Here is a 12,923-nt window from a genome sequence, read left to right as displayed (position 1 = left end):
CCGGGCCGCGCCCCTGCGAGGATGGAACCGTGACAGGAATCCTTGTGTTGGCAGGCACCCCCATCGGCGACATCTCCGACGCTCCGCCACGGCTCGCCGCGGAACTGACCGGGGCCGATGTCATCGCCGCCGAGGACACCCGCAGGCTCCGCCGGCTCACCCAGGCCCTGGGTGTCCAGCCGACGGGGCGCGTCGTGTCGTACTTCGAGGGGAACGAGGCCGCCCGGACCCCGGAACTCGTCGAGGCGCTGGCCGGCGGGGCGCGGGTGCTGCTGGTCACCGACGCCGGAATGCCGTCCGTGTCGGACCCCGGGTACCGGCTGGTCGCCGCCGCGGTCGAGAAGGACATCAAGGTCACCGCCGTACCGGGGCCGTCCGCCGTGCTCACCGCGCTCGCGCTGTCCGGCCTGCCCGTCGACCGCTTCTGCTTCGAGGGCTTCCTGCCCCGGAAGGCGGGCGAGCGGCTGTCCCGGCTGCGGGAGGTCGCCGAGGAGCGCCGGACGCTGGTCTACTTCGAAGCGCCCCACCGGCTCGACGACACCCTCGCCGCCATGGCGGAGGTCCTCGGCACAGAGCGCCGCGCCGCCGTCTGCCGCGAGCTGACCAAGACGTACGAGGAGATCAAGCGCGGCCCGCTGGGCGAGCTGGCCGCCTGGGCCGCCGAGGGTGTCCGCGGCGAGATCACCGTCGTCGTCGAGGGCGCCCCCGACAAGGGTGCCGAGGAACTGGACGCCGACGAGCTGGTGCGCAGGGTGCAGGTGCGCGAGGAGGCCGGGGAGCGGCGCAAGGAGGCGATCGCCGCCGTCGCCGCGGAGGCCGGAATTCCCAAGAGGGACGTCTTCGATGCGGTCGTCGCGGCAAAGAACGCCGCACGAAGCGCCCCATAGAAGGGCAAAGGACTATCGTGAAAAGCAAAGCTCAGGCCGGGTAGGAGGAGCCTTCCGACAAGGAAAGGCCAAGACGCCTCCAACACTCGACAGGCCTGATGCGTTCGCGCCGGGAGAAGCGTCCACTGGAAGCAGGGACGCACCCGTCCCTCGCCTTCGGCGCATCGATGGAATTCAGGGGGAATTCCGTCGACGAAGGCGCTTGTCCAGCGGACAAGAGGAGCTGGCATGAGTGAGACCACAGGACGGACCGGCGGTATCGCCGCTGGTCAGGTCACCGAACAGACCGGGCATCGCAGCGCGGCGACGGCCGTTGTCCACGAATCGTATTCCTTCGCCTGCATGCGCTGCGGGCACGGCTGGGAACAGTCGTACGACATCGAGCACCACCGCGACGCGGAAGGTGGCGAGTTCGTGACGTACGTGGCGAACGGGCACGTCGTGCCGTCGCCGCTCAGCCGGCCCACCTGCCTGAACTGCGACAGCCACGTGGTGCGCATCATGCGCGCCGGCCAGGTGTCCTCCGTTCTCGACTCCATGCACTCCCTGACGCACCGGCAACCTCGCCCGGCAGCGCCCCGGCGGCCCCGGAAGGGCCCCGAGGAGGCCGCACCGGCCGAGTCCTCCGCGACCCCCGAGGCCACCCCCGAGGAGCCGCACCACTGGCATCTGTCGGACCTCCTGCACCCGTTCCAGCACCGCAAGGCGGGCTGACCCGCGAGGTGAGGCCGGGCGTGCCCCCTTCGTAGGATCGGGGCATGCCTTCCTCCGCTTCCGCCGCCCCCGACAAGAACGCCGCACCCCCGCTCCCCGAGCCCCTGCGTGTTCCCGTCGCCGACTCGCACACCCACCTCGACATGCAGTCCGGCACGGTCCAGGAGGGCCTCGCCAAGGCCGCGTCCGTCGGCGTGACGACGGTCGTCCAGGTCGGCTGCGACGTGAACGGCTCCCGCTGGGCGGCCGAGACGGCGGCCGCCTACGACGCCGTCCACGCCACCGTCGCCCTGCACCCCAACGAAGCGCCCCGGATCGTGCACGGTGACCCTGGGGGCACCTCCCAGCCCCCTGGGGCTGGGGGAGGCTGGTCCCGGCAGCCGGGTGGCGACGCCGCGCTGGACGAGGCACTCGCGGAGATCGACCGTCTCGCCGCCCTCCCCCAGGTCAAGGGTGTCGGCGAGACCGGCCTCGACTACTTCCGCACCGGACCCGAGGGCAAGGAGGCGCAGGAGCGCTCCTTCCGCGCCCACATCGAGATCGCCAAGCGGCACGGCAAGGCCCTCGTCATCCACGACCGCGACGCCCACACCGACGTCCTGCGCGTCCTCAAGGAGGAGGGCGCCCCCGAGCGGACCGTCTTCCACTGCTACTCCGGCGACGCCGACATGGCCGAGATCTGCGCCCGCGCCGGCTACTTCATGTCCTTCGCCGGCAACATGACCTTCAAGAACGCCCAGCACCTGCGCGACGCGCTGGCCGTGGCCCCGCTCGAACTCGTCCTCGTCGAGACCGACGCGCCCTTCCTGACCCCCGCGCCGTACCGCGGACGGCCCAACGCGCCGTATCTCATTCCGGTCACGGTGCGCGCCATGGCCGCGGTGCGCGGCATCGACGAAGACACGCTGGCGACCTCGGTCTCCGCCAACACCGCGCGCGCCTTCGATTACTGACCCATAACGGTCCCAGGGCTCTCCCTGGTCGAACGAGCGTCTTTCGCAGGGGAGTGTCGCGACACAGCGTAGTCGCGTCACTTGGGAGAGTGACGACCGCTCCGCTAGGTTCTGGTCGCCCGATCCGGACCCCTGGAGCGTGTCGTCGTGAGCAGCTCGCGGTACGAGCAGTACGAGACGTATGGACCGACCGGTGGCTCAGAAGCCACCACGGTCGTCGTCGGTGTCACCGGCGTCGCCCCCGTGACCGGTGCGCCCGCCGCACCGGACGCACCGACCGTGCCCTTCGGGCTGGACGGGCTCGACGGCCCCGAGGGGGACGGCGTGGTCCGTGCGGCCCGTGCGCCGGGTGCGCCTGGTGCGCCTGGTGTGACGGCGGCTGCGTACGCGGACCGTTCCGGCTACGCGGACCGTTCCGGCCACGCGGACCGTTCCGGCTACGCGGACCGTTCCGGCTACGCGGACCGCTCCGGCTACATGGACCGTTCCGGCTACGCGGAGCGGTCCGGCCATCAGGAGTACTCCAGCCATCAGGAGTACTCCGGCCATGCGGACCACGCGCGTTACGAGCCGTACGGCCAGGGCTACCCGGACCCCTACCGCCCGGCCTACGAGGCGCGCCCGCCCGGGCCCGCCGTGCCCGACGGGCCCCCCGCGCCAGGAGTACCCGGAGTACCCGGCGTACCCGGGGCCTTCGGCGCACGCGGTGCGTTCGCCGTGCGCCGAGTGTCCGGCGCGCCCGATGCGCCGACCGAACCCCGCCTCCCGCGTCAGTCGGCGGACACCGCGGCCGTCGCCACCCCCGCGGGCGGAGGTGCCCTGCCGGGGGCGCGCAAGGCGTACGGGGGTGCCGGGAGCCCTGACGGCACGGACAGGCGTGACGGCGTGCGTGCGACCGGCGGGCGGGCCGAGGCGCGCCGCGCGGCCCGCCGCAAGCGCGCCACCGAGCGCCCGGACGCCCTGCGCCGGCTGCTCCCGCAGGCTCTGGTCGTGGCCTTCCTGGCCGGCGGTACCTCCGCCTTCGTCGCCAACGACAAGGCGATCGAGCTCAGCGTCGACGGCAGACCGCGCACGCTGCACACCTTCGCGGACGACGTGACGGAACTGCTCGCCGACGAAGGCGTGAAGGTGGGGCCGCACGACGTCGTCGCGCCCGCACCCGGCACGGCCCTCGCCAGCGGGGACGAGGTCGCGGTGCGCTACGGGCGCCCGGTGCACCTCACGCTCGACGGAGACCGGCGCAGGGTGTGGACGACCGCGCACACCGTGGAGGGAGCGCTCCGACAGCTGGGGGTGCGTGCCGAGGGCGCTTACGTGTCCACCTCGCGCTCCCAGCGCATCGGACGCGAGGGCCTGGCGCTCCACGTGCGGACCGAGCGCACGGTCACGATCATGGCCGACGGGCGGGCGCGGACGATCCGCACGAACGCCGCGAGCGTCGGGGAGGCCATCGAGGAGGCCGGGATCACCCTGCACGGACAGGACACGACCTCTGTGGCGGCCGGGAGCTTCCCGCGGGACGGCCAGACCGTCACCGTCCTGCGCGTCACCGGGACCAGAGAGGTCCGCGAGGAGCCGATCCCGTTCGAGGTGCGGAGGACGGACGACTCCTCACTGTTCAAGGGCATCGAGGTCGTCGAGCGCCCAGGTCGCTTCGGAGCCCGGCGCGTCACCTACACCCTGCGGACCGTCAACGGTGTCCGGCAGCGGCCGCGCCGCGTCCGGTCCGAGGTGGTGCGGGAGCCGCAGGTCCAGCTGGTCAGGGTCGGTACGAAGCCCCATCCCGTGGCCGTCGACGGTGCCGACCACCTGGACTGGTCCGGCCTCGCCGCGTGCGAGTCGGGCGGCCGCCCCGGCGCGGTGGACCCGTCCGGCACGTACGGCGGCCTCTACCAGTTCGACACCCACACCTGGCACGCCCTGGGCGGCAGCGGGCGCCCCCAGGACGCCCCGGCCGCGGAACAGACCCTCCGGGCGAAGAAGCTGTACGTGCGGCGCGGGGCGAGTCCTTGGCCGCACTGCGGGCCACGGCTGCACGGCTGACCCGCGTCCCCCCGTACCCTTGGCTCGTGACCAGCCCCACCCCCGACGCCCTCCTGGGCCCCGCCGACATCCGCGAACTCGCGGCAGCCCTCGGCGTACGGCCCACCAAGCAGCGCGGCCAGAACTTTGTGATCGACGCGAACACGGTGCGCCGCATCGTACGGACCGCGGAGGTGCGGCCCGACGACGTGGTCGTGGAGGTGGGACCCGGCCTCGGCTCGCTGACGCTGGGCCTGCTGGAGACGGCGGACCGGGTCGTCGCCGTCGAGATCGACGACGTCCTCGCGAGCGCGCTCCCCGCGACGGTGGCGGCGCGCATGCCGGACCGGGCCGATCGGTTCGCGCTCGTGCACTCGGACGCCATGCACGTCCGGGAGCTGCCGGGCCCGCCCCCGACCGCGCTGGTCGCGAACCTCCCGTACAACGTCGCCGTGCCCGTGCTGCTGCACATGCTCGACACCTTCCCGACCATCGAGCGCACCCTCGTGATGGTCCAGGCGGAGGTCGCCGACCGGCTCGCCGCGGCGCCCGGTTCGAAGGTGTACGGCGTGCCGTCCGTGAAGGCGAACTGGTACGCCGAGGTGAAGCGGGCCGGCTCCATCGGACGCAATGTCTTCTGGCCGGCCCCCAACGTCGACAGCGGGCTCGTGGCGCTCACCCGGCGCGCCGAGCCGATCTCCACGACCGCGGCGAAGAGCGCGGTGTTCTCGGCGGTGGACGCGGCCTTCGCGCAGCGCCGCAAGACCCTGCGCGCCGCCCTCGCCGGATGGGCCGGTTCGGCCCCCGCCGCCGAGGCCGCGCTCGTCGCCGCCGGTGTCTCCCCGCAGGCGCGCGGCGAGTCCCTGACGGTCGAGGAGTTCGCCCGGATCGCGGAGAACCGCGGCGAGGCGAACGTCGGGGACACCAAGGGCGCCCGCCGGTACCGCGACGCGAACGCCGACGACAGCGGCGTCGAGCGCGCCGAGCGCGCCGAGCGCGCCGAGAACGCCGAGCGCGCCGAGAACGCCGAGAACGCCGAGCGCGCCGAGAACGCCGAGCGCGCCGAGAACGCCGAGCGCGCCGAGAACGCCGAGAACGAGGAGTCGACCCAGCCGTGACGGTGACGGTACGCGTCCCTGCCAAGGTCAACGTCCAGCTCGCGGTCGGCGGCGCACGCCCCGACGGCTTCCACGACCTGGCCAACGTGTTTCTCGCGGTCGGCCTGTACGACGAGGTCACGGTCACCCCGGCCGACGAGCTGCGCGTCACCTGCGCGGGCCCGGACGCCGCCCAGGTGCCCCTCGACCGGACGAACCTCGCGGCCCGCGCGGCCCTCGAACTCGCCCGCCGGTACGGCATCGACCCCGCCATCCACCTCCACATCGCCAAGGACATCCCCGTCGCCGGGGGCATGGCGGGCGGCAGCGCGGACGGAGCGGGCGCACTGCTCGCCTGCGACGCGCTGTGGGGCACGAACGCCTCGCGCGACGAACTCCTCGACATCTGCGCCGAATTGGGCAGCGATGTGCCGTTCTCCCTGGTGGGCGGCGCGGCGCTCGGCACCGGGCGCGGTGAGCAGTTGCGTGCCCTGGAGGTCGGCGGGACGTTCCACTGGGTCTTCGCGATGGCCGAGCGCGGGCTGTCGACCCCGGCGGTCTTCCGGGAGTTCGACCGGATGAACGAGGGCGTCCGCGTCGCGGAGCCGGTCGCCTCGCAGGACCTGCTGGACGCACTGGCGAAGGGGGACGCGGGTGCCCTCGCGCGCACCGTCTCCAACGACCTCCAGCCCGCGGCCCTCTCCCTCTTCCCGGCCCTCGCCGACACCCTCGCGGCGGGCCGCACGGCCGGCGCCCTCGCCGCGCTCGTCTCCGGCTCGGGCCCGACCACGGCGTTCCTCGCCCCGGACGCGGGGTCCGCGCAGACGATCGCCGAGGCCCTGCTCGCGTCGGGCACCTGCCGTTCCGCCCGCGCCACCGGGAGCCCGGCGCCCGGCGCGACGGTGCTCTGACGCCGGCCGGACGTCCGCCCTGGTCACCGGCCCCGGCTTCCTTGACGCACCGGGTCCGGCCTCCCCGGGGCACCACCCCCGCCCTCCCGGGCGTGCGGCTGGGACGGGGCGGCGTACGCCACGGCTCGGTGCCCTCCTGGCGCGGACTACCCTTGAGGGTCGATCGTCCCCCTTGTCAGGAGAGAAATGGCCGTCAACCTGGTCAATGTCGAGTCCGTCAGCAAGGTGTACGGCACCCGTGCACTGCTCGACGGAGTCTCCCTCGGCGTCAGCGAGGGGGACCGGATCGGCGTGGTCGGCCGGAACGGCGACGGCAAGACGACCCTGATCCGCATGCTCGCCAAGCTGGAGGAGCCCGACACCGGCCGCGTCACGCACTCCGGCGGCCTGCACGTCGGCGTGCTGACCCAGCACGACTCGCTCGACCCCACGGCCACCGTCCGCCACGAGGTCATCCGCGACATGGCCGACCACGAGTGGGCCGGCAACGCCAAGATCAGGGACGTACTGACGGGTCTCTTCGGCGGTCTCGACCTGCCCGGGTTCCCGCAGGGGCTCGACACCGTGATCGGCCCGCTCTCCGGTGGTGAGCGACGGCGTATCGCGCTCGCGAAGCTGCTCATCGAGGAGCAGGACCTGATCATCCTCGACGAGCCCACCAACCATCTGGACGTCGAAGGCATCGCCTGGCTCGCCAAGCACCTGCGCGAGCGCCGTTCCGGGCTCGTCTGCGTGACGCACGACCGGTGGTTCCTCGACCAGGTCTGCACCCAGATGTGGGACGTGCAGAAGGGCGCGGTGTACGAGTACGAGGGCGGCTACTCCGACTACGTGTTCGCCCGGGCCGAGCGCGAGCGCATCGCCGCGACCGAAGAGGTCAAGCGGCAGAACCTGGTCCGCAAGGAACTGGCGTGGCTGCGGCGCGGAGCACCCGCCCGTACCTCCAAGCCGCGCTTCCGCGTGGAGGCCGCCAACGAACTGATCGCCGATGTGCCGCCGCCCCGCGACAAGAGCGAACTGATGAAGTTCGCCAACTCGCGGCTCGGCAGGACCGTCTTCGATCTGGAGGACGTGACCGTGCAGGCCGGGCCCAAGGTGCTGCTCAAGCACCTGACCTGGCAGCTCGGCCCCGGCGACCGCGTCGGCCTCGTCGGTGTGAACGGCGCGGGCAAGACCTCCCTGCTGCGCGCCCTGGCCGAGGCCGCCCGCAGCGAGGGCGAACAGCAGCCCGCCGCCGGCCGGATCGTCACCGGCAAGACCGTCAAGCTCGCCTACCTCTCCCAGGAGGTCGGCGAACTCGACCCGAACTGGCGCGTGCTCCAGGCCGTCCAGGCCGTCCGTGACCGGGTCGACCTCGGCAAGGGGCGCGAGATGACCGCCGGGCAGCTCTGCGAGACGTTCGGCTTCAACAAGGAGAAGCAGTGGACGCCGGTCGGGGACCTCAGCGGTGGTGAGCGCCGGCGGCTCCAGATCCTGCGCCTGCTGATGGACGAGCCCAACGTCCTCTTCCTCGACGAACCCACCAACGACCTCGACATCGAGACCCTCACCCAGCTCGAGGACCTCCTCGACGGCTGGCCCGGCTCCATGATCGTGATCTCCCACGACCGCTTCTTCATCGAGCGCACCACGGACAACGTGTTCGCGCTCCTCGGTGACGGCACCCTGCGGATGCTCCCGCGCGGGATCGACGAGTACCTGGAGCGGCGCCGGAAGATGGAGGAGGTGGCCGCGGCCGCCGTGCTCGCCGCCGCCCCGGCCCCGGTCAAGGCCGCTTCCTCCGCCGACGCCCGCGCCGCCAAGAAGGAACTCCAGAGGATCGAGCGGCAGCTGGACAAGATCTCCGAGAAGGAGACCAAGTTGCACGCCCAGATCGCCGACAACGCGACCGACTTCGGGAAGGTCGCCCAACTCGACGCCGAACTGCGCGAGTTGGCCGGAGAGCGCGAGGAACTGGAAATGCGCTGGCTGGAGCTGGCGGAGGACGCGTAACGGAGACGGGCGCACAGCCCTCCTCGACCGGGGTGCCCTCTCGCGGGAGCGGAGGCGCCCCGGGCGGTGGTTCGTGAGGCCGCTCACCGGGCGCACTCACCGGGCGCGCACGGCCCGTCAGGAGGGCGTGCGCTGCGCGCTCTACGCTCCGGTGTTCCATGACGCGCCCCTCGTCGCGGCGCCCTCGCGGTGATGGAAGCACCGTGCGCGCCCGGCGTGAAGGGCGCGTGAAGGCGCGTAACGACGGCATCACAGCCCGGTCCTCCCTTGGGAACAGGGCGCGCACCGGCCCCCTGCCCGCGCCCCCCCAAGTGATAGAAAGAGCCGTCTGAGAACAGTCTGAGAACCGCCCGGAGCGGCGCGAATCCAGCGCCCCCGGTGGGGCGCCACATCAGTGAAGAGGGGGAAGCGCTGATGAGTCAGCCGCCGAATCAGCCGCCGCAGGGCGGTTTCGGAGCACCGCAGGACCAGCCGCCGACGGGCGGTGCGAACGCGCCGCAGGACCCGCGGTCGCAGGGTGGTTTCGGCGCGCCCCAGGGCGTACCGCAGGGCACGCCCCCCGACACGCCTCCCGCGCCGCAGGGCCCGCCCCCTCCTCCCGCGGGCCCGCCCCAGCCCACTCCTCCGCCCGCCGGGGTCCCGCAGCCCGGCTACGGATACCCCCAGCAGCCCGGCCCCTATGTCCAGCCGGGCCCGTACGGCCAGCCGCAGCAGCTGGGCCCCTACGGCCAGCCCGGACCGTACGGATACGGGCAGCAGCAGCCGGGGTACGGGTATCCGTCCCAGGCGCCGTACCCGGGCGCGCCCGGTACCCCCCCGCCCGGCGGTCCGGGCGGGGGCTCGAAGAACCCCTTCAAGGGTCGGCCCGCGCTCGTCATCGCCGCGGCGGTGGCCGGACTCATCGTCGTCGGCGGCACCGTATGGGCCGTCACCAGCGGAGGTGACGACGGGAAGAAGCCCGTCGCGAAGGAGTCTCCGAGCCAGAGCCCGAAGGCGTCCGCGTCGGACGATCCGGTCAACCCCGGTGACGGCAGCGGTGACGGCGGGGAGGACGAGGAGAACCTGAACGCGGACCGCAAGGCGGGCGAGGCGAAGGTGCTCTGGTACAAGTCGGCGCCCGACGCGCCCGGTTCCGGCGCCGACGCCCCCGGCCTGTGGGTCACCGACAAGGCCGCGGTGAAGGCGGCGTACAAGCAGCTCTTCGCGTTCAATGTCGGGGACGGCAAGCCCGCGTGGGACGCGCTGACGTTCCCGCAGAAGATCTGCGCGGTCACCCCGCAGAAGACGGCCGACGACAAGGTCGTCATCGCCTACATGAGCGGCTCCAGCAGCAGCGCCAAGTGCAACCAGCTCCAGCAGATCGACCTGAACACCGGCGCCAAGGGCTGGACCGGGAAGGTCGAGGACGGCGCCCTGTTCGACAGCGCGATCTCGATCGACCTGGCCATCTCCGGCGACACGCTGACGGTCGGCCGCTCGATGTCGGGAACGGGGTACGACGTCTCCAGCGGCAAGAAGCTGTGGGACAAGGAGAAGTACGGCGCCAGCTGCTACCCGGCGGGATTCGCGGGCGGCTCCAAGCTGGTGGCCGTCTCGTCCTGCGGGGCCGGCCGCGACACCGAGCACGACGAGGTGCAGGAGCTGGACCCGGCCACCGGCAAGGCCAAGTGGACGACGAAGATCCCCAAGGGCTGGCGGGTCGAGCGCGCCTACTCCGTGAACCCGGTCGTGATCTACATGACCAACGAGAAGAAGAAGACCGTCAACGTCACCACGCTGAAGGACAACGGCGACCTGCGCTCGCAGCTCAAGAGCGACGACGGCTTCGCGCCCGAGTGCGGCTTCGCGATCCTCAGCCGTGACCTGACCGGATGCTTCGGCGCCGTCGCCGACACCGACACGCTCTACCTGCCGACCGACGAGAAGACCGGCGCCAACGAGATCGTCGCGTTCAACCTGGCGACCGGCAAGGAGAAGTGGCGCGTCAAGTCCCCCGTGGACGCGGCGATGATGCCGCTGAAGATGGACGGCACGAACCTCATCGCCTATGTCGAGGCGTCGTACAACGGCGGCGGCCGCATCGTGTCGGTTCCGACGACCGGCGGCAGCCACCCGCTCACCAAGCTGCTCCAGAACCCGCAGGGCACCGCGAACATCGAGAACGGCTTCTACTCGAAGGCCGTCGACTACGTGGACGGACGCTTCTACATCTCCACCACCCGGCTGACGGGCAATGACGAGGCGAAGGAGAAGCTGATGCTGGCCTACGGCAAGTGACCCTAGCCCGGACCCAGTTCCTTCGCGCCCCGCACGCACACCGGCCCGCCGTCCCAACGCATCCCGAGGTACTCACGTCATGAGCCAGCCGCCCCCGCCACCGCCGAACCAGCCCCCGCCCGGCGGCTTCGGCGCACCGCAGGACCCGCCCTCCGGCGGTTTCGGAGCACCGCAGGACCCGCCCCCGGGCGGTTTCGGAGCACCGACACCTCCGCCGCCCTCGCAGGGTCCCGGCTACGGCTACCCGCAGACGCCCCCGCCCCCGCAGACCGCTCCGCCCGCGGCCCCGCCGCAGCAGCCGTACGGCTACCCGCAGACGCCGCCCCCGGGCCAGCCCGGCTACGGCTACCCGGGCCAGCCGCAGGCCCCGTACGGCGCCCCGGGTCAGCAGCCGTACGGCTACCCGCACCCGCAGACCATGCCGATGCAGCCGCAGGCTCCGAAGGGCGGCGGGCGGAAGATCAACAGCCAGATGCTCATCATCGTGGCGGCCGTGGTGGCCGTCGCGCTGATCGTCGGCGGCGGCGTCCTGTACGCGAACAAGTCCGGCAAGGACGACAAGAACAACTCCGCGGAATCGAGCGGTGGCACCGGCGGCAAGGGCGACGACGCCAAGGGCGGTGACGACAAGGGGTCCGGCGGCAACGAGAAGGCGCCGGCCAATACCAGTTCCTCGCTGCTGTTCCAGATCCCCGCGCCGGCCGTGCCCAAGGGCGACACGAGCGTGACCACGGCCGGCTCCTGGCTCACCGACAAGGTGTACGCCAAGACCGGCGTGGCCGAGATCAACGGCTACGACCCGGACTCGGGCGCCAAGAGCTGGACGCTCGAACTCCCCGGCCCGGTGTGCCAGGCGAGCCGTCACACCACGGACGCCGACCGTACGGCGATCATCTACGAGCCGGCCATGCCCACCAAGGCGCAGCCCTCGCACGGGTGCAGCCGGCTCGCGGCCATCGACCTCGACACCGGCAAGAAGCTGTGGACCCGGACGGTCAAGTCCGGTGACGAGCCGATCAACATCGACAACGTGACGGTCAGCGGCAACACGGTCGCCGCGGGCAGCACCAGCGGCGGCGGCGCGTTCGACATCTCCACCGGCAAGGTCCTGTGGGCCCCGAAGTCGGGCGACAGCTGCTACGACGCCGGTTACGGCGGCGGCGACAAGCTGGTCGCGGTCCGCAAGTGCGGCGAGTACGGCAGCACGCGCCAACTGCACATCCAGACCATCGACCCGAAGACCGGGAAGGTGCTCTCCGAGTACAAGATGTCGCCCGGCATCGAGTACGCCAGCGTCGTCTCCACCGAACCGCTGGTCGTGGCCGCCGACGTCGGCGACTCCGCCGGTGACGGCAGCGGCATCTCGGACTTCTTCTCCATCGACAACAAGACCGGCAAGCTGCGGTCGAAGATCTCCGCGCCCGGCAAGACGTACGCGGCCCGCTGCGACGGCATCACGAGGATCGAGTACTGCTCCGCGCTCGCCGTCGGCAACGACAAGCTGTACATCCCGACGGAGGAGCACGACGGCACCGGCGAGTACAGCCGGACCAACGAGATCGTCTCCTTCGACCTGTCCACCGGAAAGCAGACCGGCCAGCGCGGGGACGCCGGCGACGGCTACACCATCACCCCGCTGCGCATGGACGGCACCAGCCTTCTCGCGTACAAGCGGCCGCCGTACGACAAGGGCGGGCAGATCGTCTCGATCGACGGGACCTCCTTCAAGGCGACCAAGCTCATGGAGAACCCGGCGACCGAGGCGACGCGCGACGCGGAGTCCAGCATGCTCCCGGAGTACGCCGAGATCCTCTACGGCGACGGACACCTGTACATGTCCCAGGTCTACGCGGGCAGGCCGTCCTCCGCGGACGACAAGGAGTACCTGGCGATCGCCTTCGGAACGAAGTAGCCGGTCCTTTCGGAGCGTTCGCCTTCGAAATGATCACCATGGAGCGGTCATCTTTGGAGTGAAGTAAGGCGATCATTTTCGAAAGAATGCGGTGATCGTTCCCCGACGGAATTCGTTCGGTCCGAGACATCGTGTGCGGCCCCGTCCCTGCTCAGGGG

At 71.8% G+C, this 12,923-nt stretch carries 8 protein-coding genes and 1 pseudogene; all 9 read left to right on the top strand.

The features are described from left to right. Positions 1-29: 29 nt before the first annotated feature. Complete coding sequence (rsmI, locus tag ACFWBT_RS21155; RefSeq protein WP_385702511.1) at positions 30-887, top strand: 16S rRNA (cytidine(1402)-2'-O)-methyltransferase; 858 nt, start codon at positions 30-32, stop codon at positions 885-887. Positions 888-1,115: 228 nt separating this feature from the next. Further along, positions 1,116-1,601: a hypothetical protein gene (locus ACFWBT_RS21150; RefSeq protein ID WP_385702509.1), complete on the top strand. Its 486-nt coding sequence runs from the start codon at positions 1,116-1,118 to the stop codon at positions 1,599-1,601. A gap of 44 nt (positions 1,602-1,645) precedes the next feature. Further along, positions 1,646-2,554 (top strand): TatD family hydrolase, encoded by a 909-nt coding sequence (locus ACFWBT_RS21145; protein ID WP_385702506.1) that lies wholly within the window; start codon positions 1,646-1,648, stop codon positions 2,552-2,554. A gap of 477 nt (positions 2,555-3,031) precedes the next feature. Further along, positions 3,032-4,597, top strand: a complete 1,566-nt coding sequence (locus tag ACFWBT_RS21140) for a ubiquitin-like domain-containing protein (RefSeq protein ID WP_385702540.1) — start codon at positions 3,032-3,034, stop codon at positions 4,595-4,597. Positions 4,598-4,623: 26 nt separating this feature from the next. Further along, positions 4,624-5,478 (top strand): annotated as a pseudogene (gene rsmA / locus ACFWBT_RS21135) (16S rRNA (adenine(1518)-N(6)/adenine(1519)-N(6))-dimethyltransferase RsmA); the annotation flags it as partial. Between the two features lie 212 nt (positions 5,479-5,690). Beyond that, complete coding sequence (locus ACFWBT_RS21130) at positions 5,691-6,584, top strand: 4-(cytidine 5'-diphospho)-2-C-methyl-D-erythritol kinase (protein WP_385702504.1); 894 nt, start codon at positions 5,691-5,693, stop codon at positions 6,582-6,584. Between the two features lie 186 nt (positions 6,585-6,770). Beyond that, positions 6,771-8,576, top strand: coding sequence for an ABC-F family ATP-binding cassette domain-containing protein (locus ACFWBT_RS21125; RefSeq protein WP_385702501.1), 1,806 nt, complete (start codon positions 6,771-6,773; stop codon positions 8,574-8,576). Between the two features lie 414 nt (positions 8,577-8,990). Continuing rightward, the gene (locus ACFWBT_RS21120; protein ID WP_385702498.1) at positions 8,991-10,853 is read left to right on the top strand and encodes a PQQ-binding-like beta-propeller repeat protein; all 1,863 of its coding nucleotides are present in this window, start codon (positions 8,991-8,993) and stop codon (positions 10,851-10,853) included. Positions 10,854-10,932: 79 nt separating this feature from the next. Further along, entirely contained in the window at positions 10,933-12,765 is a 1,833-nt protein-coding gene (locus ACFWBT_RS21115; RefSeq protein ID WP_385702495.1) for a PQQ-binding-like beta-propeller repeat protein, read from the top strand. Positions 12,766-12,923 lie beyond the last annotated feature (158 nt).

This window comes from Streptomyces sp. NPDC060027, assembly GCF_042737005.1.
In the GTDB taxonomy this organism is placed as follows: Bacteria; Actinomycetota; Actinomycetes; order Streptomycetales; family Streptomycetaceae; genus Streptomyces.
Note: the sequence above shows the minus strand (reverse complement) of the source record. Positions and strands in the feature narration are given on the sequence as shown.

Bases quoted from the DNA above. Each gene is read 5' to 3' on its own strand.
- ACFWBT_RS21115 (WP_385702495.1), top strand. From the start codon at position 10,933: ATGAGCCAGCCGCCCCCGCCACCGCCGAACCAGCCCCCGCCCGGCGGC.
- ACFWBT_RS21145 (WP_385702506.1), top strand. From the start codon at position 1,646: ATGCCTTCCTCCGCTTCCGCCGCCCCCGACAAGAACGCCGCACCCCCG.
- ACFWBT_RS21140 (WP_385702540.1), top strand. From the start codon at position 3,032: ATGGACCGTTCCGGCTACGCGGAGCGGTCCGGCCATCAGGAGTACTCC.
- ACFWBT_RS21150 (WP_385702509.1), top strand. From the start codon at position 1,116: ATGAGTGAGACCACAGGACGGACCGGCGGTATCGCCGCTGGTCAGGTC.
- ACFWBT_RS21125 (WP_385702501.1), top strand. From the start codon at position 6,771: ATGGCCGTCAACCTGGTCAATGTCGAGTCCGTCAGCAAGGTGTACGGC.
- ACFWBT_RS21120 (WP_385702498.1), top strand. From the start codon at position 8,991: ATGAGTCAGCCGCCGAATCAGCCGCCGCAGGGCGGTTTCGGAGCACCG.